This is a genomic window from uncultured Luteimonas sp., from assembly GCF_947492465.1.
In the GTDB taxonomy this organism is placed as follows: Bacteria; Pseudomonadota; Gammaproteobacteria; order Xanthomonadales; family Xanthomonadaceae; genus Luteimonas.
Window position 1 is genome coordinate 1 of record NZ_CANLNF010000008.1, and the last position, 25,089, is coordinate 25,089.

The following is a 25,089-nucleotide window of genomic DNA, read 5'->3' on the forward strand; positions in this document are numbered from 1 at the left end:
CGCGACTTGTGGGAGCGCGCTCGCGCGCGAAGGCGTTCGACCAAGGTCGTTCCCACAGGGCACGAACGACTCGCGACTTGTGGGAGCGCGCTCGCGCGCGAAGGCGTTCGACCAAGGTCGTTCCCACAGGGCACGAACGACTCGCGACTTGTGGGAGCGCGCTCGCGCGCGAAGGCATTCGCGACCAAGGTCGTTCCCACAGGGCGCGGACGACTCGCGACTTGTGGGAGCGCGCTCGCGCGAAGGCGTTCGCGACCAAGGTCGCTCCCACAGGGCGCGGACGACTTGCGACTTGTGGGAGCGCGCTCGCGCGCGAAAGCATTTGCGACCAAAGTCGTTCCCACAGGCGGAGCGTTGAAGCCCCCGATCCGCGAGCGCGCTCGCAACCAACGCCCGTCGATGGACGCGCGCATGGCGCCGTGATCTGCCTTCCAGACAGGCCCTGCGTCGGCTTGTGACCCGGCCGCCAGCCCACAGGTCGCGGCTTTGCTACTCTTCGGCCCTGCGCCCTCCATCGCCGCCCGTGCCCGCCGTCCAACCGCTCCCTCCCGATCCGCCCACCCCGTCCCTCCGCGCGATCCACGTCATGGCCGGGGTGATCACCGACGCACGCGGGCGCGTCCTCCTCGCGCGGCGCAGCGCGGGGAGGGAACTGGCCGGCCTGTGGGAGTTCCCCGGTGGCAAGGTCGAACCCGGCGAGGCGCCGGAAGCGGCCCTGGCGCGTGAGCTGGGCGAAGAGCTCGGCATCGAGGTCGACGTCGGCGACGCCCTGATGGTCGTGCCGCACCAGACGCCCAGCCGCCTGCTGCGGCTGGACGTACGCCGCATCCGCGCCTGGCGCGGCAAGCCGCGGGGCTGCGAGGGGCAGGGGCTGGCCTGGGTGCAGCCGGACAAGCTGCATCGCTACGACATGCCCGCCCCAGATCGCCCGGTGGTCGCGGCACTGCTGCAGCCCGACCACTGCCTGGTGACGCCCGTCCCCGAAGACGACGCGGCATGGCTGGCGGCGCTCGAGGCGGCGCTCGCGCGCAGGGTGCAGCGGGTGCAGTTCCGCATGCCGGGCGTTGCGCCCGAGCGCCAGCACCGGCTGCTGGCCCAGGCCGTCGCGCGGTGCCGGAGCTTCGGTGCGCAACTGCTCGTGAACGGCTCGCCCGAACTGGCGCAGGAACACGGAATCGGCCTGCACCTGCCATCGGCAATGCTGCGCGGACTCCAGGCCCGGCCGCTGCCGGCAGGACAACTGCTGTCCGCCTCCTGCCACGACGCCGCGGAGCTGGCCCAGGCCGAAGCGCTGGGCTGCGACTTCGCCATCGTCGGTCCGGTGCTGGCCACGCCCAGCCACCCCGGGCAGCCCGGCATCGGCTGGGCAAAGTTCGAAGCCTTGCGGCAGACCGTCTCGCTGCCGATCTACGCCATCGGTGGCCTGGCCGCGGACGATCTCGCCATCGCGCGCGGCCACGGCGCGCAGGGGATCGCGGCGATACGCGGACTGTGGTCGACGTCGCCGGCTGGCTGAGCAGGCAGGACTGCGTCGGGAGCAGCTTCGCGCGCAGGAATCGGCAGGGGAATGCCACCGTTGACGGTGGACTCGGGTCGTTTCGCGCTTCCTTGGTGCAGGGAGTTCCGCCACGCGCGACAGGCGCAGTCGCGACGGCAGGAGATGGCGATAACAGCCGAGCGCGACAGACCGCATGTCGGCCGCGGGCGACCGATTGTCCTGTCCAATGGCGCCGTGGAAGTGATGCCGCTCGATATCGCCGCCGCCGGCGCGGCGTGGGAATGTTTCTTTCGCGTTCGTTCGCGCTGGCGCTCGCGTTCGTTCGCGACCCTCGGCGCAGCCGAAGTGCGTGGATTCAGCCTGCGGCTTCGGCGGCCAGCAGCCGGTAGCGGGCGTCCAGTGCGGCGACGTGCGCGGGCAGGGCATCGATCGGGCCGTCGTTGACGATCACGTCATCGGCGATCGCGAGCCGCTGCTGCCGCGTGGCCTGGGCCGCGATCATGCGGTCGGCCAGGGCTTCGTCGATGCCGTCGCGCGCCAGCAGCCGCGTGCGCTGCACCGCGACGGGCACGTCCACCACCAGCACGCGCTGCAGCCAGGGGTAGACGGCGCGGCCACCGGCACCGCCGTCCGTGCCGGGCAGGGCCTCGGCCAGCAGCGGAATCGCTGCGATCGCATACGGGCCGGACGCCGCCTCGCACTGCGTCCGCAGCAGCGCACGCACCCGCGGATGCACGATCGCCTCCATTTGGAGGCGTGCGGCATCGTCGGCGAACACGCGCCGGCGCATTGCAGGGCGATCCAGCGATCCATCCGCCGCCAGTACCTCCGGCCCGAACGTCGTCACCACTTCGGCCAGGCCTTCGCTGCCCACGGCCACGGCATCGCGCGCGGCGAGGTCGGCGTCGGCCACGGTCACGCCGAGCGCCTCGAACAGACGGGTCACCTCGCTCTTGCCGGAAGCGACGCCGCCGGTGAGTCCTACGATGTAGTTGGCCATGCGCGGATTGTGCACGGGGCCTTGGGGAAAAGCGCGCGAAGCGCGCGTGCCGCTACAGCCCCGCGTAGTCCCGATAGGCGCCGATCAACTGGTCGCCCCACATGAACACGATCCAGCCGGCCACTGCCAGGTACGGTCCGAACGGGATGGGCGTTGCCCGGTCCCGTCCCTTCGCCGCGAGCCATACGGAGCCGACCACCGCGCCCACCACCGACGACAGCAGGATGATCGGCAGCACACCGGCCAGGCCGACCCACGCGCCGAGCGCGGCCAGCAGCTTGAAGTCGCCGTGGCCCATGCCCTCCTTGCCCGTGACCTGCTTGAACAGCCACCACACCGACCACAGGCTCACGTAGCCGGCAATCGCGCCCAGCAATGCGGGCTTGGCCGGCATGTAGAGGTTGTCGAGCGAGGCGACCAGGCCCAGCCACATCAGCGGCAGCGTCAGGGAATCGGGCAACAGCTGCGTGCGCAGGTCGATGCCCGACAGCGCCACCAGGAAGCAGGTCAGCAGGCAGGCGCCGAAGCCCTGCCAGCCGAACCCGAACTGCCACACGCAGGCCACGCACAGCAGCGCCGTGACCAGTTCCACCAGCGGATACTGCACCGAGATCGGCGCCTTGCAGCTGCGACACTTGCCGCGCAGCGCAAGCCAGCTGAACACCGGGATGTTCTCGTACCACGACAGCTGGTGGCCGCAGTGCGGGCAGTGCGAGCGCTCGACCACGATTCCCGGTGGGGGCGGGTCATACAGTTCGGGTTCGCCCAGCGCCTCGCGCGCGTCGCGTTTCCACTCCCACTCCATGCGCCGCGGCAGGCGCAGGATCACCACGTTGAGGAAGCTGCCCACGAGGAGCCCGAGCCCGGCCACGAGCGGGTAGCCGAGCTCCGGATTCTGGTCAAGGAACGCCATTCAATCTGCCTGCAGGGAAAATCAATCCGGATCCTGGATCCGGCGGTCGCCGTATCTTGCCAGACCTGCCGGCCGATGCCGCGCTGCGCCAGCGGAGATGGAGTCGATGCTTCAGCCCATCACGGTCATGGCGATCTTGAAGATTGGCAGGTACATCGCGATCACGATAGACCCCACCATGCCGCCGATGATGACCATGATGAAGGGCTCGATCAGGCTGCTGATCGCGTCGACGGCGTTGTTGACCTCTTCCTCGTAGAACTCGGCGACCTTGTACAGCATCGTATCGAGCGCGCCGGCTTCTTCGCCGATGGCGGTCATCTGCACCACCATGTGCGGGAAGACGCCTACCTGCTTCATCGCCACGTTGAGCGGGTAACCGACCGCCACGTCGTCGCGCATCTGGTACACGGCGTCGGTATAGACGCGGCTGCCGGTTGCCCCTGCCACGCTGTCCATCGCCTCGACCAGCGGGACACCTGCCTTGAAAGTCACTGCCAATGTGCGTGCGAAGCGCGCAATTGCCGAGTTGTGCAGTACCTGACCAATGATCGGTATCTTCAACATCAAACGGTCGACCGTGTGCTGAAGCTTTGGCGAGCGCTTGTACATGTACATGAAAGCGGCAAAGGCGGCCAACGCAACAATCAGGGCCAGCCACCACCATGTGACCAGAATGTCCGAGAAACCGAAGACGAGGGCGGTGAACGCAGGCAGGTCTGCGCCGAAACTCGCGAACTGCTCCTTGAAGATCGGCACCACGTAGACCATCAGGATGCCGCAGACCAGGATGGCAACGCCAATGATGGCGGCGGGGTAGAACAGGGCCTTCTTGATCTTCCCCTTGATGCTCTCGATGTTTTCCTTGTAGGTGGCGATCGTGTCCAGCACCGTTTCCAGCGCACCGGACGATTCGCCCGCCCGCACCAGATTGCGGTACAGCTCGTCGAACTGCACGGGATGCTTGCTCATCGCCTCGTAGATCGACGAACCGCTTTCCAACTCGAGACGCAGGTCGTCGACCAGCTTCTTCATCTTCGGGTTCTTCTGCCCGTTGGCGATGATTTCCAGCGCCATCACGATGGGCACGCCCGACTTCATCATGGTCGCGAGCTGCCGGCTGAAGACGGCGATATCCTTCGCCGTAATGGTCTTGCCGGCGCCGCCGAACAGCGGCTTGGGCTTGGGCTTGACCACGCCGGGCTGGATCCCCTGCTTGCGCAGCTCGGCGCGCAACTGGTTGGCGTTGCGCGCCTGCTGCTCGCCCTTCATCTTCTTGCCGCGCTTGTCCGTCCCTTCCCAGACGAACATCGGCATGGTCACCCCCTCGCGGACCGGCTTGGCGGTCTTCGAGCTGGGCTTGGCGGCGGAACGTGTCACGGCCATCGGCTTGTCCCCTGAAGCGGCAAACCCGGCCTCCCCAGCCGGGAAATCCCTTGCATGGTAACCCTTTACAAGGGGAAGTGAAATTTGTCTCTGTGACGGCGAGCAGGGTTTTGGACTGCGGTGGCAGGGCCGCTCGGGAGCGGCTTGCCCGGATGGTCGATGGCGCCGTCAGGGTGTGAACGACAAGCTGGAGGTTCCCGTCATGCCGTCCCACTTGCTGGCCCACAATGGACCCTTCGTGCCGGACAGACGGCCTCCGTGCGGGATGGGGCCTCGTGGCGGGCTAGTCTTTCGTCACCCGGTTGATCTCCGCGAGGCTGGTCATGCCCTTCTTCACCTTCAGCAGGGCCGACTGGCGCAGGTCGCGGACGCCCGAGCGCTGCGCGGCTTCCGCGATCTGGAGGGCGTTGCCGCCAGCCAGGATGATGGTCGAGATCTCGTCGGTCATCGGCATCACCTGGTACAGGCCGGTGCGCCCCTTGTAGCCGTTGGTGCATTCGTCGCAGCCCGCGGCCTCGTAGACGGTGAATCCCTCGTTGATCTCGTCCTCGGTGAAGCCTTCCGCCAGGAGCGCATTGTCGGGCAGCTGCACCGGCCGCTTGCACTTCTCGCACAGCCGGCGCGCGAGGCGCTGGGCGATCACCAGGGTTACCGAACTGGTGATGTTGTAGGGCGCGATGCCCATGTTCATCAGGCGCGAGATGGTCTGCGGCGCGTCGTTGGTATGCAGGGTGGACAGCACCATGTGGCCGGTCTGGGCGGCCTTGATGGCGATTTCGGCGGTTTCCAGGTCGCGGATCTCGCCGACCATGATGATGTCCGGATCCTGTCGCAGGAAGCTGCGCAGCGCGGCGGCGAAGGTCATGCCGCGACGCTCGTTCTGCTGCACCTGGTTCACGCCGGGCAGGCGGATTTCCACGGGATCCTCGACCGTGGAGATGTTGCGCTGCTCGTCATTGAGGATGCCCAGCGCGGTGTAGAGCGACACCGTCTTGCCCGAACCGGTCGGGCCGGTGACCAGCACCATTCCGTAGGGCTTCTCGATTGCGTCCTCGAACAGCTTCTGCTGGTCGGGCTCGTAGCCGAGCTTGTCGATACCCAGCCTGGCTGCGCTGGCATCCAGGATACGCAGCACCACCTTCTCGCCGAACAGGGTGGGCAGGGTGCTGACGCGGAAGTCGATCTGCTTGGTCTTGCTGAGGTTGAGCTTGATGCGACCATCCTGGGGGATGCGCTTCTCTGCGATATCCAGCTGCGCCATCACCTTCAGGCGCGCGGTGATGCGGGAGTTGAGCTTGACCGGCATCTTCGCGCTCTGCTTGAGGATGCCGTCCACGCGCAGGCGCACGCGGTAGTCGTTCTCGTAGGGTTCGAAATGGATATCCGAGGCGCCGCGCTTGATCGCGTCGATCAGCACCTTGTTCACGAACTTGACGATCGGCGCGTCGTCCTTGCCGTCGGTGCCGGTGTCCCGGGTATCCTCTTCGGTGCCTGCTTCGACGTCCAGGTTTTCCAGGCTGTCGGCATCGTCGAGCGCGTCGCCGAACCCGTCCGCGGCCTGCAGCCACAGTTCGAGGGTGCGCCGGATGCTGTCCTCGTCGACCAGGATCGGCTCCACCACCAGGTTGGTATGGAACTTGAGCTCGTCCAGGGCGTGGCTGTTGGTCGGATCAGAGGTGCCGACGAACAGCTTGGCGCCGCGCTTGTACAGCGGCAGCACCAGGTGCTTGTCCAGCAGCTCTTCGCTGACCAGCTTCACCGCGCTCATCGATCCGTCCATGGTGGCCGGGTCGAACACCGGCATGCCGAACTCGATGGAGTTGGCAGCCGCCATCTGGGCGGCGGTGACCAGCTTGTGCTCGCGCAACCAGGCGGCGACGGGCTTGCGCTCGGCCGTGGCCTTGTCCAGCGCCTCGCGGGCGAGCCCCTCCTCGAGGGCGCCATCCATGACCAGGCGTCGGGCGATGCCGGTGATGCCGACGAGGTTGGCTGTGGCGACTGCGTTCATCTGGATTCTTCCCTCGGACCCCTCGGACTTTACCGAAAGCATGGCACATGCCAAGTGCGGCCTGTCGCGGTTCCGGCTCTTTCCGTGCCGACTGGTGCAGGATCCGGCTATCCTTGCACGTCAAAGGGGAATCCGATGCGCCTTTCCGTCATCCTGCCTGCCAAGAACGAGGCCGAGGGCCTGCGCCTGACGCTGCCGCGGCTGCGGGCCGCGCAGTCGGATGCCGAGCTGATCGTTGTGGATGACGGGTCTACCGATGACACCGCCCGGGTAGCTGCCGAGTACGGGGCGAGGGTGCTGTCGAGTCCCTACTCCATGGGCAACGGCGCGGCCATCAAGCGTGGGGCACGGGCGGCGAGCGGGGACGTGATCGTGTTCATGGACGCCGACGGGCAGCACGACCCCGACTGCATCCGGCCACTGTTGGACAAGCTCGCGGAAGGCTACGACATGGTCGTGGGGGCACGGGACTGGACAGGGCAGGCGGGCGTCCATCGGGGCGCCGCCAACGCGTTTTATAACTGGCTGGCCAGTCGGATGACAGGGTTCGAAGTAAAGGACCTGACCTCGGGGTTCCGGGCCGTCCGTGCCGACAAGTTCCGTGAGTTCATCCATCTGCTGCCCAACGGGTTCAGCTACCCGACGACCAGCACCATGGCGTTCTTCCGCAGTGCCTACCCAGTGGCATACGTTCCGATCCCAGTAGCCAAGCGTCTCGGGCGCAGCCACCTCCGCCTATTGCGTGACGGGGTGAGATTCCTACTGATCATCTTCAAGATTGCTACGCTTTACGCTCCGCTCAAACTCTTTGCGCCAACGGCCCTCCTCTTCTTTCTTCTGGGGCTAGGCTGGTACGGCTGGACACTGTCTACCGAAAGTCGCTTCACCAATATGAGTGCCTTGCTGTTCAGTGCGGCGGTCATCGTTTTCCTGATCGGCCTGATCTCGGAGCAGATCACCAGCCTTACCTATAAAAGAGATGAGTAGGCCGGGCGCGTCTCTGCGCAATCGATTGCGCGAATTGCTCAACTGGACTGCGCGGACTCCTCTCCATCCCCAATGGCTGGTCACACTGCTGCATCGGGGTCGCGCGGAATGGATCGCGACGCGTGCGCGCGGGGACACCTTGGATGTTGGCTGCGCCGATGCTTCCATCCGTGCGGCGTGCCGGCTCGTCACCCGTTACGTCGGTCTGGATTACCCGGCGACTGCCACCGACTACTATCGCACCAAACCCTGCATTTATGGCGATGCGAGGCGGCTGCCTATTGCGGACGAGCGTTTCGATACGATGATGCTCCTCGACGTCGCCGAGCACGTCGATGGCATCACGTCCGCCCTTCTGGAGGCAGGGCGGATTCTGCGGCGCGGGGGTGTCCTGCTAATCACGATTCCTTTCGCTTATCCATTGCACGACCAGCCGCACGATTATCAGCGAATGACAGAATACGGCCTTCGGTCCAATCTGGCTTCGACAGGCTTTGATGACGTGCAGATCACCGAGGTAGGTGACGCGATATCCGCCGGTGCATCGACGCTGGCAATGGCGATGGCTCAAGGAATGATCGGCACCATCGAACGTCGTAGTCCCGCAATGGTGCTTGCGCCTTTGGTAATCGCAGCCATCACGATCGTCAATCTTGTCGGGTGGCTCGGTTACCGAATCATGCCGGCAACTGGCTTCATGCCGGCGGCCTACTACGTGCAGGCGAGACGCAGCGGATGATTCTACGTCGTCGTCCCCGGTTGCTGGTTGTCGCGTCCACATACCCCAGATGGAAATCGGACCCTGAACCAGGCTTTGTCCATGAGCTGGCAAAGAGGCTCACACCCTGGTTCGATGTGACGGTGCTCTGCCCCCACGCTCCGGGGGCACTTCGGCACGAAAGACTGGATGGCGTGGATGTATGGCGTTTCCGCTATGCGCCGACGCGATTGCAGGTGCTGGTCAACAACGGCGGGATTGTCACCAACCTCAGGCGATCGATCTGGAAGTTCATGCTTGTCCCAGGGTTTCTAGTTGGCCTCGTCTTGGCGACGCGTCGCCTAGTGAACGCACTCCAGCCCCATGTCGCGCATGCGCATTGGCTCGTTCCCCAAGGCCTGGTTCTAGCGGTACTCCGACTTTTAGACGAGAGAACCCCACCTTTCGTGGTCACTTCACATGGCGCCGACCTGTACGCACTACGGGCCGCGCCTTGGGCCGTGCTCAAAGGTTTTGTCGCGCGGCGGGCTGAGGCGTTGACCGTCGTGAGCGAAGCAATGGCAGTTGAGGTGGCAAGGATGACGTCAGGTGCGGTCCGCGCATCGGTCCAGCCTATGGGGGCGGACCTGCTGCATCGATTCACTCCCGACCTGGCAGTGAAGCGTTCCCACGACGAGATCCTGTTTGTCGGCAGACTGGTCGAGAAGAAGGGGCTGGGCCGACTGATCGACGCAATGCCTGCCATTCTGAAGACCAAACCATCCGCTTTCCTGAGTGTCGTCGGCTTCGGGCCTGAGGAGGCGGAAAGAAGGGAGCAGGTCCGATGCCTTGGTTTGCAGGACAAGGTGAGGTTCTTGGGGCCGCTGCCGCAAGAACACTTGCCAGCGATTTACCGCAGAGCAGCGCTCCTAGTTGCCCCTTTCGTGAAGGCCCAATCGGGCGATCAGGAGGGGTTGGGTCTGGTGGTGGTTGAAGCACTTGGCTGTGGTTGTCCCTTGATCGTAGGGAACGTTCCCGCGGTGGCCGATCTGTTGCCAGAGCAGTCGCCAAATGTGGTAGATGCAAGCCACCCCGAATCGATCGCAAGCGCGGTCGCTCGAGTGCTGTCCGATCCAGAATCTGCCAGGGAGCAGGCGGCTCGCCTTCGTGCCGCGACAGTGGAGCGCTTCGACTGGATGAATGTGGCGAAGCGATACGCGGAGCTCCTAGAAAGCGTTGCCGGTCTGCGCACCGTATGAGACCGTGGATAAGGCGATCGATACTCTGGCTTGGGCTGGCGCTATGCCTGTACGCAGTTTGGCAAGCGCATGCGCACATTGGAGACGAGGTCAGGCGAATCGATGCTCAAACCTGGATTCTGCTCAGTGTGCTGCTTGGATTGAGTTGGTTTCTGGCAGTGGCGGCGTGGCGGCAGTATTTGGCGGCCTATACCGGTGACCGCGCAGCTTGGCGCCTCGCGGTGCGGCAGATTGGCATCCTCTTGGTTGGCAAGTACGTACCAACCGGTGTGTTTGGTTTCGTGGCTCGCCTTTATGACGAGCCCGGCGCACGGCGAGGGCCGCTGCTGTGGGCGGGTATCGCGGAACAGAGCATCGGTGTCGCAATGCCAGTGTGCTTTGGGGGGCTCCTCCTTCTCCTGGCACATACCGGCCATCCGGCCTGGATCGCTCTGGTCCCTGTCCTGCCTGCGTTCGCTTTGGGAGGCTTGCTGATCCTGCATCGCGTTGCGGGTCGGATCCCTTTGTTGCGGCGGTATCCGAATGGCCCTGAGCCCGGTCGGTTGAGAGCGCTTCAGGCCGCAGCCTTGCAGCTTGGTGTCCAAGTTGCGTGGGCCGGGGCGATCCTCGTTCTGGTCAGTGCGTTGTTTGGGGTGGATCCCTACGCCGCTTGTGGGGTTGCGGGTGCGTTCGGCCTGGCGATCGCCGCTGGAATGCTAGTCGTATTCGTTCCCGGCGGGATCGGTGTGCGTGAAGCAGTGCTAATCGGCCTAGCCGCTCCGTGGCTCGGTACGTCACAGGCATTGTTCGTTGCTGGTTTGTTGCGCATATTCAGCACGGTGGTCGATCTGGTTGGCGGGGCGGCGGCAGCACTGCTGGGAAGCGGCGAGGACAGCGCGCCGAGAACTTCTGGGGATCGCGGATGACTTGGATCGGAAAGTGGTTGCCGCTTTTTCGGTTTGCGGGGTCGGCAGACTACTGGCGTAAACGGTATCGCTGGGGCGGTAACTCGGGCGCCGGATCCACCGGCCCTGCGGCTGCTTACAAAGCGCAAGTCCTGAACGGGTTCGTTCGCCGCTACGGTGTTCGGAATGTGGTCGAGTTCGGATGTGGCGATGGCCGCCAACTGCAGTTGGCGGAGTATCCGCAGTATCTCGGTCTGGATATCAGCCCGGAAGCCATTGCGCTGTGTCGCAGCCGTTTCAGTGATGATTCCAGCAAGCGCTTTGAACTGGTGGGTGACTATCGCGGCGATGTCTTCGATCTGGCGCTGTCCCTGGACGTGCTGTTCCATCTGGTCGAGGACAACGTCTACGACGACTATCTGCGTCGGCTGTTTAGCGTGGCCCAGCGGTATGTCGTCGTGTACGCAACCTCAAGCGCCGTGGTCAAGGGCACGCTGAGCCACGTGCGCCATCGCCCGGTCGAGCACGACATTCGCGAGCGGTTTCCCGGGTTCATGCGAATGCTGGAAGCCGAAGCGAACCTGCCTGGTCCCGTCGAGCATGGGGAAGGCGGCTTTACCCGATTCTTCCTCTATCGGCGCGAGGGGGGGATGAACGAATCAGATTCGCATTAATCTGGTCCGGGTGTTAGACGCAGGTATGGGTGCCAGCTGGAGAAACTGAGCCGTCCTTGGCGTGCCTACTGTGGTCGGGCGGTGGCTGTTTCCAGGTCGCCGGCCAGATCTGTGTAGCCCAATGCACGCAGGTCGGCGAGCAATCGAGCGACCACCGCGGGATCGACAGTTGCGTTCACTGCATGGGCAAAGTAAGGATAAGCCCTGTCGGGCTGCTGTGTGTGCCCCAGAATGAAGTAGCCGATAGCCGACGACTCGGTTGTCTTGAACGGAATGCGGCGATGGAATCGGTCGATGGCTTCCAGCAACTGGGCCTCGTCCATCTGCACACCCTGACGCACCATGCTGATGAGGACCCAGATGCGGCTGGAGTTTTCGGGGGTCATAGTGGTCCGATCGATCCGCTGGAGGTAGCGGTCCCAGTCGGACTGGGTGAGCGATCCCTGGATCGCCTTGAATGCCATGACGTTGGTCAGGTTGGCAACCGAGTCCTCCGCAACCGCTGCTCCGCGGTTACAGGCGTCGATCGCCTGTTCCAGGTAAGGATTGTCCGCGCTGGTTCCGCCACCTCCCAGCTTGTAGTAAGCCACGCACAGCGTCTGCCACGCACGAGCGGATGCTGGCGCAAGTCGAGTGGCAGTCTCGCCAACGGCGAGCTCACTGTTCCAGGACCGGGCACGAAGCGCAGTCGCAGACGACAACGCGATCAGGACCACGCAGGCCACGACCATGGAGGCCCCGGGTCGGCGAAACCGTGCCGCCCCCAGCGCCAATAGGTCACCGACTGCCAGCAGCAGGCCAATGAGCGGGAAGTGGTTCCGATGCTCGAACACGAGTTCCAGGTTGACGACGTTGCTACTGACGAAATGCCCTGCGAAGAACAGAAGGATTCCGAGGGCCAGCAGTGGTCGCCGGTGGCGCAATCGCCACGCCGCAGCTAGCAGACCCACGATGGCCAGCCATGCGATGAGCGTGGTCCACGGCGCGAGCAGTCCGCGGGACGGAGCTAGCCAGTCATAGAAGAATGGCATGCTCGAGGGGAGGGGCAGCAGGATTTGCCCGATGTAGAGCCATAGCACCCGGCCTTGGGTCAACAACCGCTCGTAGCTCGAGAAATCCCGGTAGGGGTAGTGCTCCCATGACCAGAAGTATGGAACGACTACCAGCAGGTAGAGTCCCACACCTAGCAATGCGGCAGCCTGATAACCACGGCGCAGCTTTCGCGCCAAGTCGGGATCGGCAGCTTGGAAACGAAGGACCGTGAGTTCGAGGGCTAGCAGATAGAGAGGCAGCAGTACGGCGTCTTCTTTGCAGCCAAGCGCGACCGCCCACAGCATTGCAGCCAGCATCCAGCCAGTCCGTCCGGATTTCCCTGCAATCTGGGCGCGTCGCGCACGGATGTAGGTCCACATCGAAAGCACGACGAAGAGTGTCGCCAGTGTCTGCATGCGCTGTACTACGTACAGCACGGATGACACCTGCAATGGGTGGACGGCCCAAATCAGCGCAACCACCAGGGCCATCCATTGGGCCCGAGCGGCAGGAGCCCCCGTAACGAGCATGAGATCGCGGAGAAACCACGCCAGGACGAAGGTGGTCAGCGCATGAATAACGATATTGGTGGTCTTGAATGTCGCCGGATCAAGGCCGCCGCGATAGTGGTCTAGTGCGAAGGTCAGCGTCGGGAGCGTGCGCGTGATGCCGCCGGTCTGCATGCTGAAGGCCGCATCGAGTACCGCAGCGGGATGAAGCGATTGCAGGCGGATCCCCGGGTTGTCAACGATGTTGCTCCCGTCGTCGACGATGAAGTCCCCCGGCAGGCCCGGCAGCAAGACCAGAGAGGCCACCAAGGCACAGAACAACGACAGGAAAACAAACCAGCGGCGGGACAACGTCATCGGTCAAGTGTTCGCTTGAGCTGGGATGGAGTATGCGGCATCACGGCGAGGTCGTATGCCTGCTCATAGGATGCGCGCTATGGCATGGAGCAGTTGCCTGTCTCCATGTCGCACGTCGTGATGCGTGTTCCCGGCGCCCGGGGCGTTCCGGTGATATCGGTACCGATCGCCACCGCGGTCTCGGCAAGACGGCATGCCTGCATCGGAGGCGTCGAGGGCGCCTCATTCATCTGAAGCGTGGCTAGAGCGAAGTTCGCGTAGCTTTTCATTTCGGCCTGGCAGGCTCCTTCGGCCGTACGGACTCGGTATGCGTTGTACGCCGGCAGCGCGATTGCCGCGAGAATGGCGATAATCGCAACGACGATCATCAGTTCGATTAACGTGAATCCCCGGTGGTTGCGTAGCATCGGTCGTCCCCCGCGACGTGCGGCAGTTAATAGAAAGCAAAACTTGGACCAACTTTCCCCACCGGAAGTCCGATATAACTTCCTGCGATCAACAAAGTCCTAAACAGTGGTGATGCGACTACCTGCAAAGATTGATCTGAGAAAACAACGAAGGCCCCCTTTCGGGGGCCTCCGAGCACTTCATGGTTCTGCACCAGTTAGATCGACGGGGCCAGCGCGCAAGTGGCGGAATCGTTCTGGCAGGTCGTTGCGCCACTGCCGCCGCCGCCGGTGCCGCCCGGCGCCCGCGGGGTGAAGGCGGTCGAGCCGGTCAGGGCGCCAAGCACGATTGTCTCGTTGCAGGCGACGCCCGGCGAGGTGTTTACCGTCATCTGCGACTGCAGCGCAGCGACGGCCGAGTTCATGTAGGCCTTCGCTTCGGCCTGGCAGGCGCCTTCGGCCGAACGAATGCGGTAGTTGTTGTACGCCGGCAGCGCGATGGCGGCCAGGATGGCGATGATCGCCACGACGATCATCAGTTCGATGAGCGTGAAGCCCTTCTGCATCTTCTTCATGTGTATCCCCTAGGGTTTTGGTAAGTCGACTTTCACATGTCCCGCTGTTGCGGTCGCGCCGGGTCCAGTGGTTTGCCGTGCAGCGGTGCACGTGCCGGAACAATATCGCAGGATGCGTGCCAGCGTAGATCTTTAGAGTTGGCTTGCTCGAAGGGTGGAGGCGGTCACAGTACGCGACGCGAATGCCAAGCGGGTCACACGACCCAAACTGGGCGCAAAGTGACGCATTGGGTCAATCGCTGGATGCGGGAGCGGATGGGGGACTTTGACTGGTGATGCACGTCGCGTTTTCTGGTCGGTCGACCGCCGTGCGATGGCGCCGAGTCCATCTGCAAAAGAACTGGCCGCGCCTTGTCTGCTGGGCGTGCGCCAATGCGGTGGCGGAGACGGAATGCCGGATGCCGGCGCAGGGGAGCGAAGAGTCGGCTGATGGATTGGCCGCGATGCGCGCTGTGCCTGAGCCAGCGTCGTGCTTGTGGATCCGGGTGTGGCTGTATCGATGACGGCTGCGCCATCCGCATGAGGCCCGCATGCGGGTCCACTGCAACGGAGCGCACGTCAGTGCCCGTTCCGGCGTCCTGCGAATTGCGTGGTACGCAATGGCCGCGACACGGTCGCAGTGTGCCCCGTCGCCCTCAATCGATCCCGAGCTTCTTCAGCTTGTACCGCAGCGCCCGGAAGGTGATGCCCAGTGCGGCCGCGGTCTTGGTCTTGTTGTAGCGGTTTTCCTGCAGGGCCTGCTGGATGGCGGTGCGCTCGATCTCCTCGATGTAGGAGGGCAGGGCGCTGCTGGAGGTGTCGAAGGGGTTGAGGCTGCGCGGGTCGGGCGCCGCGGCGCCCGCGGCTGAGGCGCCGGTGGGCGGGTTCGACTGCGGTGCGGGGTGTGATGCGAATGGTGCGCCGGCCTGCGTGCCGGGGAAGCTGTTGCCGGTGGGCAGCTGCAGGTCGTCGGCATGGATGGTGTCGCCGTCGGCCATGGCCAGGGCGCGTTCGAGGACGTTCTCCAGTTCGCGCACGTTGCCGGGGAAGGGGTAGCTCTCGAGGGCGGCGATGGCATCGGCGGCGAGGGTGGGCGGCTGGCGCTTCATCGCGCGCGAGAGGCGGTCGAGCACGGCGGCCGAGAGCAGGGTGAGGTCGCCTTCGCGCTCGCGCAGCGGCGGTACCAGCAGGCCGATGACGTTGATGCGGTAGTACAGGTCGTGGCGGAAGCGGCCTTCGGTGACCAGGTGCGACAGGTCCTTGTGGGTGGCCGAGAGGATGCGCACGTCCACCGCCACTTCGCCCTGGGCACCGACCGGGCGCACGCTCTTTTCCTGGATGGCGCGCAGCAGCTTGACCTGCATCGGCAGGGGCAGCTCGGCGACCTCGTCGAGGAACAGGGTGCCGCCGTCGGCAGCCTGGAACAGGCCGGGCTTGTCGCTGGTGGCGCCGGTGAAGCTGCCCTTCTTGTGGCCGAAGAACTCGCTCTCCATCAGCTCCGAGGGGATCGCACCGCAGTTGACCGGGACGAACGGACCGCCGGCGCGCGAACCCTGGGCGTGGATGGTGCGGGCGACCAGCTCCTTGCCGGTGCCGGACTCGCCCAGGATGTGCACCGGCGCCTGGCTGCGCGCGACCTTGGCGATGGTCTGGCGCAACGACACCATCGGCGGCGAGGTGCCGAGCAGGCGGCCGGTGTCTTCCGGCTGGGCCAGGCGCTTGGCGTTGAGTTCGAGTGCCTGGCGGACCAGGCCGCGCAGCACGTTGATGTCGACCGGCTTGCTGACGAAGTCGAAGGCGCCGGCCTTGAGCGCCTCGACCGCGGCCTCGACGTTGCCGTAGGCGGTGATGACCGCGACCGGGGTGGAGGGGAAGCGGGTGGAGATCTCGCTGACCAGCTCCAGGCCAGAACCGTCGGGCAGGCGCATGTCGGTCAGGCACAGGTCGTAGGAGACGGTGGCCAGCATCTGCCGGGCCGCGTGCAGGTTGGGCGCGGTGTCCGTGCGCAGGCCCATCCTCCCCAGGGTCAGCACCAGCAGTTCGCGGATGTCTTGTTCGTCATCGACGATCAGGGCGCTGCGGGCTTCATTCATGGGAACTGCGGCGGAAGTCTCAAGGTGACCAATATTGACAGTTTTTGACGTGGGTGACGAGGGTGCGTGCGGTGGGGTACGGGGCGGGCGGGGGAGGGAGCTATGGCGCAGTGACGCCGCTCAGCCGCTCCGCAGGGCGTGCTGCGCCGGCAGGGTGATGCGGAAGCAGGCGCCGCCGCCCGGGACGGCGATGTATTCGAGCGTCGCCTCGTTGGCCCGGCACAGTTCGTGGGCGATGTAGAGGCCCAGGCCGGTGCCGTTCTCGGAGGTGGTGAAGAACGGACGGAACAGCTGGCTGGCCACGCTCTCGGGGATGCCGGGGCCGCGGTCGAGCACGCTGATCACCGGCGCGCGCTGGTCGCCCTCGACATGGATGGCGATGCGCGGCATCTCGCCGGGCATGTGGCCGTAGCGCACGGCGTTGTTCACCAGCGAGGTCATGATCTGCTGCAGGTGGCGCGGGTCGAACATCACCGGCAGGCGCGGTGGCCCGTCGGTGATGCGCAGCTGCGCGTTCTCCTCCGGCACGATCATGCGGTAGTCGTCGATGAAGTTGCGCATGAACCCGACCAGCTCGATGTGCTCGGGCTTGGCGCGTTCGCGGCGGGCCAGGCCCAGCACGCTTTCGACGATGCCGTTGGTGCGCATGCACTGCTGGTGGATGATCTGCAGCAGGCGGCGGTCGCTGCTGGTGAGGTCGTGCGATTCCTCCAGCAGCTGGGTGGCGTAGCTGATCGCCGCCAGCGGGTTGCGGATCTCGTGGGCGAGGCTGGCCGAGAACCGGCCCATCGCGGCCAGGGTGATGGACTCGGCCCGGCGCGAGACCAGCGAGGTGTCGTCCAGGAAGATCAGGGTGGAGTCGCTGGTGGCCAGCAGGCGGGCGAAGCGCGGCAGCACGTCGGTCCTGTCCGGCCCGCAGGCCATCGGCGTGTCGTCCTGGCGCCCGTCTTGCAGCCAGGCAGCCAGGCGCATCGCCAGCTCGGGCACGACCTCGGCCAGCACCCGGCCGTGCATGCCGGGGCGGTCGCCGTCGCCGTCGTCGCGCAGCAGCAGCTGCGCGGCCTCGTTGGTCATGCGGACCCGGCCGGTGCCGTCCACCAGGATCACGCCGATGCGCATGCGGCGGATCACCAGTTCGTTGATCTCGGCCAGGTTGGCCGCCTCGGCGCCGCGCTGGTCGGCCAGGCGGCGGGCGTCCTGCATCTGCCGGCCCAGGTGGCGCATCAGGGCGGCCACGGCGAAGTAGGCGACCGAGAACATCAGCACTTCGGCCAGCGGCCGGTAGGCGTGGACCTGCTCGATCCGGTCCCAGGTGTACTCGGCCACGAGCGCGGCGGTCGCGGCGGCGGCGAAGACCATGGCCCAGCGCACCGACAGGAACAGCGAGCCGGCGGCCAGGTTGAACACCAGCATCAGGGCGATGCCGGGGCCGGCGCCGGGCATGGCGTGGGTCGCCAGCAACATCACCACGAGGTCGATGACCAGGCCGGCGGCCGCGTGCGGGGCCAGGGCATCGCCGTCCCCGGTCCGGCGCGCGAGCACCACCAGCAGGATCGACAGCGCCGTGTAGGCGACCGAGACCGTCCGCGCCAGCTGCGGCAGGTGCATGTCGCCGATCAGGGCGCCGGCCGGGCTGAACACCACCAGGGCCAGCAGGGCCGCCACCAGGACCCGGTAGAACGCGAACAGGTACAGCTCGCGGCCGGGCGACGGACTCAGGGCTGGGATGGCTGCGTAGGAGGCAGGCAAGGGCGTCTGCGGGCGTGGGCAGCCCCGGAGTATAGGGGCGCGGCCGCCCCCGGCGTGGCCGCGCCCAAAGGCCGGGTTTTGCCCGAGGGCGGCGCATGGGCGAGAATAGGCGGCCGCGTACAGCCTGCTGGCCTCCGGGTCCCGGGACGCGCGACGCGATCCTCCCCAGCACGGACCCCACATGAACTTCCACGAATACCAGGCCAAGCAGTTGTTCGCCGACTACGGCATCGCGGTGCCGGCCGGGCGCGTTGCGCGCTCCCCCGAAGAGGCGGTCGATGCCGCCAAGGCCATCCCCGGCGACCTGTGGGTGGTCAAGGCCCAGATCCACGCCGGCGGCCGCGGCAAGGCCGGCGGCGTCAAGCTCGCCCGCACCCTCGACGAGGTGCGCGAGTACGCCAAGGCCATGCTCGGCACGAAGATGGAGACCTACCAGTCGGCCGGCGTGGCGCTGCCGATCGATTCGGTGCTGATCTCCGAGGGCACTGACATCGACAAGGAGCTGTACCTGTCGGTGCTGGTCGACCGCTCGACCCAGTCGATCACCTTCATCGCCTCCAGCGAGGGCGGCGTCGACATCGAGCAGGTGGCCGCCGAGACCCCCGAGAAGATCCAGACCCTCAACGTCAACTACGTGCAGGGCCTGCAGCCCTACCAGTGCCGCGACATGGGCTTTGCCCTGGGCCTGACCGCCAAGCAGGTGGGCCAGCTGTCGAAGATCATGCTGGGCCTGTACAGGCTGTTCAACGAGAAGGACCTGGCGCTGGTCGAACTCAACCCGCTGGCGATCCTCACCGACGGCAACCTCGCGGTGCTCGACGGCAAGGTCAACTCCGACGACAACGCCTCGTTCCGCCACGCCGACCTGGTCGCGATGCGCGACATCCGCCAGGAGGACGAGACCGAGGTGGCCGCCAGCCAGCACGACCTCAACTACGTGACCATGGACGGCGACATCGGCTGCATGGTCAACGGCGCCGGCCTTGCGATGGCGACGATGGACGTGATCAAGCTCGAGGGCGGCGAACCGGCCAACTTCCTCGACGTGGGCGGCGGCGCCAACAAGGAGCGCGTGACCGAGGCGTTCAAGCTGATCCTGTCGGACGAGGACGTGAAGGCGATCTTCGTCAACATCTTCGGCGGCATCGTGCGCTGCGACATGATCGCCGAGGGCATCATCGCCGCGGTCAAGGAAGTGGACGTCAAGGTGCCGGTGATCGTGCGCCTGGAAGGCACCAACGTCGAGGAAGGCAAGAAGCTGCTGCGCGAGAGCGGACTGGCGATCACGCCGGCCGACGACATCAACGACGGCGCGAAGAAGGCCGTCGCCGCGGTGAAGCAGGCGGCCTGACGCACGGGCTTTTCCAGCCCCCTTGAGTCAAGGGGGCGACCCCGGCGCGCAGCGGCGGGGTGGGGGTTGTGGAGGAACGCGCGGACGAACAAGGAAGCTGCAAGCCTTGTCCGATGCGTCCGAAGCAATCGACATCGAATTCGCAAGGAACTCAAAGAAATGTCCGTTTTGGTCAACAAGAACACCAAGGTGATCGTGCAGGGCTTCACCGGCCAGCAGGGCACCTTCCACGCGCAGCAGATGCTCGACTACGGCACCCAGGTGGTCGGCGGCGTGACCCCGGGCAAGGGCGGCACCGAGCACATCGGCCTGCCGGTCTTCAACACCGTGCGCGAGGCGGTCGAGCGCACCGGCGCCGATGCCTCGGTGATCTACGTGCCGCCGCCGTTCGCGGCCGACGCGATCCTCGAGGCGGCCGATGCCGGCATCAAGGTGATCGTGTGCATCACCGAGGGCATCCCGGTGCTGGACATGCTGCGGGTCAAGAACACGCTCAAGGGCTACCCGGACGTCGTGCTGATCGGCCCGAACTGCCCCGGCGTGATCACCCCCGGCGAGTGCAAGATCGGCATCATGCCCGGCCACATCCACAAGCCGGGCAAGGTGGGCATCGTCTCGCGCTCGGGCACGCTGACCTATGAAGCGGTCAAGCAGACCACCGACGCCGGCCTCGGCCAGTCGACCTGCATCGGCATCGGCGGCGACCCGATCAACGGCACCAACTTCATCGACGCGCTGAAGCTGTTCCAGGGCGATCCGCAGACCGAGGGCATCATCCTGGTCGGCGAGATCGGCGGCTCTGCCGAGGAAGAGGCGGCGGAGTACATCGCCAGGCACGTGACCAAGCCCGTGGTCGGCTTCATCGCCGGCGCGTCGGCCCCGAAGGGCAAGCGCATGGGCCATGCCGGTGCCATCGCCTCCGGCGGTTCGGGCACGGCCGAGGGCAAGTTCGCCGCGTTGGAGAAGGCGGGCGTGACCACGGTGAAGTCCCCGGGCGACCTGGGAGCGGCGATCGCGAAGCTGCTCAACGGCTGAGTCGCTGCCTCCGTGATGCGTAAAAGGCCGCCTTCGGGCGGCCTTTTACGTTCCGACGTTGGTCGTGCTGGCGATGTGCCCAAGACCGCGGATCCGGTTTACAGGCGCGTGCGCAATGCGCATAATCGATGCGCATGAATCGGAGGTAGGCCATGCGCACTCGTGAGGACTACGCCGGCTACGGCAAGCGGGCTACCAACGTCAGCGTCAACCAGGGGCTGCTCGAGGAGGCCCGGGCGTTGGACATCAATCTGTCGGCCACGCTCGAAAAGGCGCTCGAAACGGAAGTGCGTGCGCGCCGGCGGGAACGTTGGCTGGAGGAGAACCGGGAGGCGATGGGCGCGTACAACAGGCGCATCGAGCGCGACGGCATGTTGGTCGATCACGTCCGCGCATTTCGGGACGCTCCCGGCGAATGAGCCAGTTCGCCGTCTATCGCAACGCCGACCCGGCATCGCGCAAGCTCATCCCCTGTTTCCTCGATGTCCAGAGCGACCTGATCGAGACGCTCGGATCGCGTGTCGTGGTGCCGTTGATCCCGCCGGAGCGGGCTGGCGCCCTCATCGACAGGCTGATGCCGCGACTCGCATTGGACGACCGGGAACTGGTCATGGATACCGCGCAGATCATGGGCGTGCCGGCGCGCATGCTCGGTACTAGGGTTGCGGATCTCTCACGCGAGCGACCGGTCATACTTGCCGCCATCGACATGCTGACGCACGGGATCTGAAATGACCGACACCCTCCGCATCGCGATGGCCCAGTTCGACTTCCCGGTCGGCGACGTGACGGGCAACGCCACCCGCATCGCGGCGATGATCGCCGAGGCACGCGACGAGTACGGCGCCGACATCGTGCTGTTCCCGGAACTGGCGATCAGCGGCTATCCGCCGGAGGACCTGCTGATGCGGCCCTCGTTCCTGTCCGACTGCGACCGGGCGATGCGCGAGGTGGCGAAGGCGGCCACCGGAATCGTCGCCGTGGTCGGCTGGCCGGAGAGCCACGGCAGCATCCTCTACAACGCTGCCAGCGTGCTGCGCGGGGGGCGGATCGAGGCGACTTACCGCAAGCGCGAGCTGCCCAACAGCGACGTGTTCGACGAGCGCCGCTATTTCCACGTCGATCCGGACGGCGGCAGCTGCGTGGTGGAGGTCAAGGGCGTGCCGGTGGGCGTGCTGGTGTGCGAGGACGCCTGGTTTCCCGAGCCGCTGGCCGACACCACCCGCGCCGGCGCGCAGCTGGTGCTGATCGCCAATGCCTCGCCGTTCGAGCGCGGCAAGCACGCGCGGCGCGACGCGATGCTGGCCGACCGCACGCGCGAGGGCGGCGCGGCGCTGGCTTATCTCAATGTGGTCGGGGGGCAGGATTCGCTGGTGTTCGACGGCGCCTCGCTGGTGGCCGATGCCGACGGCACGGTCCATCCGGCCGCGGCCGCGTTCACCGACCAGTGGCTGGTGGTCGACTACGACCCTGCCATGCGCAGGTTCGCGCCGGTGCTGTGGATGGACGACGGCGACGAGAGCATGGATGCGCTGGCCTGGCGCGCGGTCGTGCGCGGGATCCGCGACTACTGCGGCAAGAACGGGTTCTCGAAGGTGTGGCTGGGGCTGTCGGGCGGCATCGACTCGTCGATCGTGCTGGCGCTGGCGGTCGACGCGCTGGGCGCGGGCAACGTCACCGCGGTGCGGATGCCTTCGCGCTACACCGCCGGGCTGTCCAACGACCTGGCGCAGGAGCAGTGCGATGCGCTGGGCGTGGAGCTGCTCACCATCCCGATCGAGCAGCCCTTCCAGGGCTTCCTCGATGCGCTGGCGGAACGGTTCGAGGGCCTGGCGCCGGACGCCACCGAGGAGAACCTGCAGTCGCGCGCGCGCGGCGCGCTGCTGATGGCGCTGTCGAACAAGCTCGGCGGCCTGCTGCTGACCACCGGCAACAAGAGCGAGTACGCGGTCGGCTACGCCACGATCTATGGCGACATGTGCGGCGGCTACGCGCCGATCAAGGACCTGTACAAGACCGAGATCTACGGCCTGGCGCGGTGGCGCAACACGGTGGGCGGGGCGCCGGTGATCCCGCCGGACGTGATCGCGCGCGCGCCCTCGGCCGAACTGCGCGCCAACCAGCTCGACCAGGATTCGCTGCCGCCCTACGACGTGCTCGACGCGATCCTGCGCCGCTACGTCGATCTGGAGCAGTCGCGCGACGAGATCGTGGGCGCGGGCTTCGACACCGCCACGGTCGACCGCGTGCTGCGCCTGGTGCGGGTGAGCGAGTGGAAGCGCCATCAGGCGGCGCCGGGTCCGAAGGTCTCGCGCCGCGCGTTCGGCCGCGAGCGGCGCTACCCGATCAGCAACCGCTATCCCGCGTAGCGCTGGGCGGCGGCCTGCGCTGATTTCCCAAGGAGACGGATCAGAAGGGGATCCCTCCTTGCGTTGGAAGGTCGGCCAGCGCGGCCCGAAACGTTGACGACCTGCCTCACCGGCGCGCACGCGGCTGCCGTCCGCCCCCAGTTCGAATCGAATCCGACGGGTCCATCGCAGTGCCCGGCGGATCGTGTCGCACGCGGCCGCGCCCGGCAGCAACGGCATAATGCGCGATGATCAACGACACGGGGCGGCGCGACGCATGAGCAGGAAATCGGCCGGAAAACGCCGCAAACCCGAGACGCGCCGGCAGGACGCGGCAACACCCGCGGGAACTGCCGCACCGCGCGCTGCCGTCCCCATGCCGCGCGGCGAACCGGTATTGCGTCTGCTGATCGTCGCCGGCCTGCTGCTGACCGCCTGGCTGGCGTGGACCGCCTGGCACGGCGGCAGTCCCGCCTTCTGCGCGGAGGGCGCGGGCTGCGAGCTGGTGCAGGGCAGCCGCTGGTCGCGCTTCCTCGGGCTGCCGATCGCGGCCTGGGGCTTCGCCCTGTACGCGGCGCTGGCGTGGACGGCGTGGCGTCCGGCATCGCGCCTGGCGCGATGGCGCCGGCTGTGGCGACTGGCCTTCCTCGGGCTGGCGATCAGCGTCTATCTCACCGTGGCCGGGCTGGTCGCCGTGCAGGCGCTGTGCGCGTGGTGCCTGGCGTCGCTGGCGATCATGCTGGCGATCTTCGTGCTGGTGCACCGTGCCCGGCCCGATGCGGCCCCCGGGACCGCCTGGCCGACCTGGTGGCTGGGCAACGGGCTGCTGGCGTTGGGCCTGTTGGGAATGCTGCAGCTCTCGGCGATGGGCCTGCTGGAGCGGCGCGAGGAACCGCGCCTGCGCGCGCTGGCCGAGCACCTGGCGCAGTCCGGCGCGAAGTTCTACGGCGCGTCGTGGTGCCCGGTCTGCAACGAGCAGAAGGATGCGTTCGGCGCGGCCGCCAGGCACCTGCCGTACGTGGAGTGCTCGCCCCAGGGCCGCAACGGCGGCGTCGCGTTCGAATGTCTGGGCGCGGGGGTCGGTGGCTACCCGACCTGGGTGATCGAACGGCAGCACTACGTCGAAGTCCTGCCGCCGGAACGGCTGGCGCGGCTGAGCGGGTTCGACTGGGAGGGGGCTGCGCAGGACTGAGCGGCACCGGCGCCATGTCGAAAGCCACGCGGCTCGCGGCGGCTTCGGGACGCGCAGCGGCGTCTTGTCGTTCGCCTGCCGGGCCGGCATCGTCACGAGAGGGTGCTGCCTGGCACGCTGCCCGATCCACGCAGCCCTCTTCAGACCTCCGGAGGACTGCACGATTCCGTGGCCGCCACGCCACGCGCCGTGCCGCAGGCCAAACGACAAGGTCCGCAAACGAAAACGCCGCCCCCGGGGCGGCGTTTTTGTCGTGCCTGCGATCCGCTCAGTCGCGGACGCGGTCGTCGTTGTCGACAGCCGACCTCTCGCCCGCGAACGGGTTGAGCTTGCGGATGGTCCAGGGATAGTCGGGCCAGTCGCCGCTCAGGTACGGGTGATCGGGCTCGTTCTGCGCCAGCACGCGGCGCGCGTCGGCCGCCAGGGTCTCGTTGCCCAGCTCAGTGTAGGCGGCGACCAGCACCGCGACCGCGTCGTTCTGGAACTCGCTCTGCGGATAGGTTTCCAGCAGGTAGGTGGCGCGGTCTGCCGCGGCAACCCAGGCGTCGCGGCGCAGGTAGTACAGCGCCGTCTCGATCTCGTGGCGGGCGAACATGTTGCGCAGCTGCACCATCCGCTGGCGGGCGTCGGCGGCGTAGCGGCTGCCCGGGTAGCGCTCGATCAGGGTGTTGAAGTCCGAGTAGGCCTGGTTGGGCGTGGCCAGGTCGCGGCGGCTGGCGTCGAGCTTCCACACCCGCTGCAGGAACACCGTGTCGCGGTTGGCGTTCACCAGGCCGCGCAGGTAGTACATGTACGGGGTGTTCTTGTGCGTGGGATAGGTGCGCAGGAAGCGGTCGATGGTGGAGATCGCCTCCTCGTTGTTGCCCATCTTGAAGTGGGCGTAGGCGGTTTCCATCAGCGCCTGTTCGGTGTACGGCCCGTAGGGGTACTGGGCGAGCAGGCGGCGGTAGGTGACGGCGGCGCCGGCCCAGTTGCCGTTGTGCATCTGCGACTGGCCCTTGTCGTAGAGCTCTTCGACCGGGACGCCCTCGTTCTCGTCCTTGTCCTTGAAGGCGCCCTTCAGGCGTGCGCAGCCGGAGGTCGCCATGACGATCACGAGCAGCAGCAGCACGGTGCGGTAAAACGGGGACAGGCGGACGGTCATGGGCACCGGGGCAGGCAAGGCACGAAGGGCGGA

General features: G+C 66.3%; 20 protein-coding genes and 2 pseudogenes. 12 read left to right on the forward strand and 10 right to left on the reverse strand.

Annotated elements, in window-relative coordinates; genetic code table 11:
- Positions 1-523: 523 nt before the first annotated feature.
- Positions 524-1,516: a Nudix family hydrolase gene (locus tag Q0863_RS15130; RefSeq protein WP_298580284.1), complete on the forward strand. Its 993-nt coding sequence runs from the start codon at positions 524-526 to the stop codon at positions 1,514-1,516.
- Between the two features lie 337 nt (positions 1,517-1,853).
- Here Q0863_RS15130 and coaE read toward each other — a convergent pair whose 3' ends face one another.
- The 4 genes from coaE to pilB all read right to left on the reverse strand — a co-directional run bounded on the left by coaE (position 1,854) and on the right by pilB (position 6,805).
- A complete protein-coding gene (gene coaE, locus Q0863_RS15135; protein WP_298580286.1) occupies positions 1,854-2,498 on the reverse strand; it encodes a dephospho-CoA kinase in 645 nt (214 codons plus the stop codon).
- A 52-nt stretch (positions 2,499-2,550) separates the two neighbouring features.
- Positions 2,551-3,411 (reverse strand): A24 family peptidase, encoded by an 861-nt coding sequence (locus tag Q0863_RS15140; protein WP_298580289.1) that lies wholly within the window; start codon positions 3,409-3,411, stop codon positions 2,551-2,553.
- A gap of 111 nt (positions 3,412-3,522) precedes the next feature.
- On the reverse strand, positions 3,523-4,797 hold the full coding sequence (locus Q0863_RS15145) for a type II secretion system F family protein (RefSeq protein ID WP_298580292.1): 1,275 nt from the start codon (positions 4,795-4,797) through the stop codon (positions 3,523-3,525).
- 283 nt (positions 4,798-5,080) lie between these two features.
- Positions 5,081-6,805 (reverse strand): type IV-A pilus assembly ATPase PilB, encoded by a 1,725-nt coding sequence (gene pilB, locus Q0863_RS15150; protein WP_298580295.1) that lies wholly within the window; start codon positions 6,803-6,805, stop codon positions 5,081-5,083.
- A gap of 135 nt (positions 6,806-6,940) precedes the next feature.
- On the opposite strand from pilB, the gene Q0863_RS15155 reads away from it, so the two are divergent.
- Genes Q0863_RS15155 through Q0863_RS15175 form a run of 5 tightly spaced genes read left to right on the forward strand, consistent with a single transcriptional unit; the run spans position 6,941 to position 11,306 of the window.
- Entirely contained in the window at positions 6,941-7,792 is an 852-nt protein-coding gene (locus Q0863_RS15155; protein ID WP_298580298.1) for a glycosyltransferase family 2 protein, read from the forward strand.
- 25 nt (positions 7,793-7,817) lie between these two features.
- Positions 7,818-8,531, forward strand: coding sequence for a class I SAM-dependent methyltransferase (locus Q0863_RS15160; RefSeq protein WP_298580301.1), 714 nt, complete (start codon positions 7,818-7,820; stop codon positions 8,529-8,531).
- Positions 8,528-9,748 (forward strand): glycosyltransferase family 4 protein, encoded by a 1,221-nt coding sequence (locus tag Q0863_RS15165; protein ID WP_298580304.1) that lies wholly within the window; start codon positions 8,528-8,530, stop codon positions 9,746-9,748. The genes Q0863_RS15160 and Q0863_RS15165 overlap by 4 nt, the downstream gene beginning before the upstream one ends.
- Positions 9,745-10,653, forward strand: coding sequence for a lysylphosphatidylglycerol synthase domain-containing protein (locus Q0863_RS15170; RefSeq protein WP_298580307.1), 909 nt, complete (start codon positions 9,745-9,747; stop codon positions 10,651-10,653). The genes Q0863_RS15165 and Q0863_RS15170 overlap by 4 nt, the downstream gene beginning before the upstream one ends.
- On the forward strand, positions 10,650-11,306 hold the full coding sequence (locus tag Q0863_RS15175) for a class I SAM-dependent methyltransferase (RefSeq protein WP_298580310.1): 657 nt from the start codon (positions 10,650-10,652) through the stop codon (positions 11,304-11,306). The genes Q0863_RS15170 and Q0863_RS15175 overlap by 4 nt, the downstream gene beginning before the upstream one ends.
- Positions 11,307-11,371: 65 nt before the next feature.
- Here the strand turns inward: Q0863_RS15175 and Q0863_RS15180 are convergent, their stop codons facing one another.
- The 5 genes and pseudogenes from Q0863_RS15180 to Q0863_RS15200 all read right to left on the reverse strand — a co-directional run bounded on the left by Q0863_RS15180 (position 11,372) and on the right by Q0863_RS15200 (position 17,986).
- The gene (locus Q0863_RS15180; RefSeq protein ID WP_298580312.1) at positions 11,372-13,204 is read right to left on the reverse strand and encodes a hypothetical protein; all 1,833 of its coding nucleotides are present in this window, start codon (positions 13,202-13,204) and stop codon (positions 11,372-11,374) included.
- 314 nt (positions 13,205-13,518) lie between these two features.
- Positions 13,519-13,611: pseudogene (locus Q0863_RS15185) on the reverse strand (prepilin-type N-terminal cleavage/methylation domain-containing protein); the annotation flags it as partial.
- 461 nt (positions 13,612-14,072) lie between these two features.
- A pseudogene (locus tag Q0863_RS15190) lies at positions 14,073-14,165 on the reverse strand (prepilin-type N-terminal cleavage/methylation domain-containing protein); the annotation flags it as partial.
- A 635-nt stretch (positions 14,166-14,800) separates the two neighbouring features.
- Positions 14,801-16,237 (reverse strand): sigma-54 dependent transcriptional regulator, encoded by a 1,437-nt coding sequence (locus Q0863_RS15195; protein ID WP_298580315.1) that lies wholly within the window; start codon positions 16,235-16,237, stop codon positions 14,801-14,803.
- A gap of 120 nt (positions 16,238-16,357) precedes the next feature.
- Complete coding sequence (locus Q0863_RS15200; RefSeq protein ID WP_298580318.1) at positions 16,358-17,986, reverse strand: HAMP domain-containing sensor histidine kinase; 1,629 nt, start codon at positions 17,984-17,986, stop codon at positions 16,358-16,360.
- A 181-nt stretch (positions 17,987-18,167) separates the two neighbouring features.
- Between Q0863_RS15200 and sucC the strand changes: the two genes are divergently transcribed.
- From sucC to Q0863_RS15230, 6 genes are all read left to right on the forward strand, one after another.
- Positions 18,168-19,337, forward strand: a complete 1,170-nt coding sequence (gene sucC / locus Q0863_RS15205; protein WP_298580321.1) for an ADP-forming succinate--CoA ligase subunit beta — start codon at positions 18,168-18,170, stop codon at positions 19,335-19,337.
- A gap of 159 nt (positions 19,338-19,496) precedes the next feature.
- The gene (gene sucD, locus Q0863_RS15210; RefSeq protein WP_298580323.1) at positions 19,497-20,372 is read left to right on the forward strand and encodes a succinate--CoA ligase subunit alpha; all 876 of its coding nucleotides are present in this window, start codon (positions 19,497-19,499) and stop codon (positions 20,370-20,372) included.
- 152 nt (positions 20,373-20,524) lie between these two features.
- Positions 20,525-20,791 carry a type II toxin-antitoxin system CcdA family antitoxin gene (locus tag Q0863_RS15215; protein ID WP_298580326.1) on the forward strand — a complete coding sequence of 89 codons (267 nt, stop codon included), beginning with the start codon at positions 20,525-20,527 and terminating at the stop codon, positions 20,789-20,791.
- Complete coding sequence (locus Q0863_RS15220; RefSeq protein WP_298580329.1) at positions 20,788-21,102, forward strand: CcdB family protein; 315 nt, start codon at positions 20,788-20,790, stop codon at positions 21,100-21,102. Before Q0863_RS15215 ends, Q0863_RS15220 begins: the two co-directional genes overlap by 4 nt.
- 1 nt (position 21,103) lies before the next feature.
- Positions 21,104-22,741: an NAD+ synthase gene (locus Q0863_RS15225; RefSeq protein ID WP_298580332.1), complete on the forward strand. Its 1,638-nt coding sequence runs from the start codon at positions 21,104-21,106 to the stop codon at positions 22,739-22,741.
- Between the two features lie 376 nt (positions 22,742-23,117).
- Positions 23,118-23,912, forward strand: a complete 795-nt coding sequence (locus Q0863_RS15230; protein WP_298580336.1) for a vitamin K epoxide reductase family protein — start codon at positions 23,118-23,120, stop codon at positions 23,910-23,912.
- A gap of 268 nt (positions 23,913-24,180) precedes the next feature.
- Here Q0863_RS15230 and Q0863_RS15235 read toward each other — a convergent pair whose 3' ends face one another.
- Complete coding sequence (locus tag Q0863_RS15235) at positions 24,181-25,056, reverse strand: outer membrane protein assembly factor BamD (protein ID WP_298580339.1); 876 nt, start codon at positions 25,054-25,056, stop codon at positions 24,181-24,183.
- Positions 25,057-25,089: the final 33 nt, after the last annotated feature.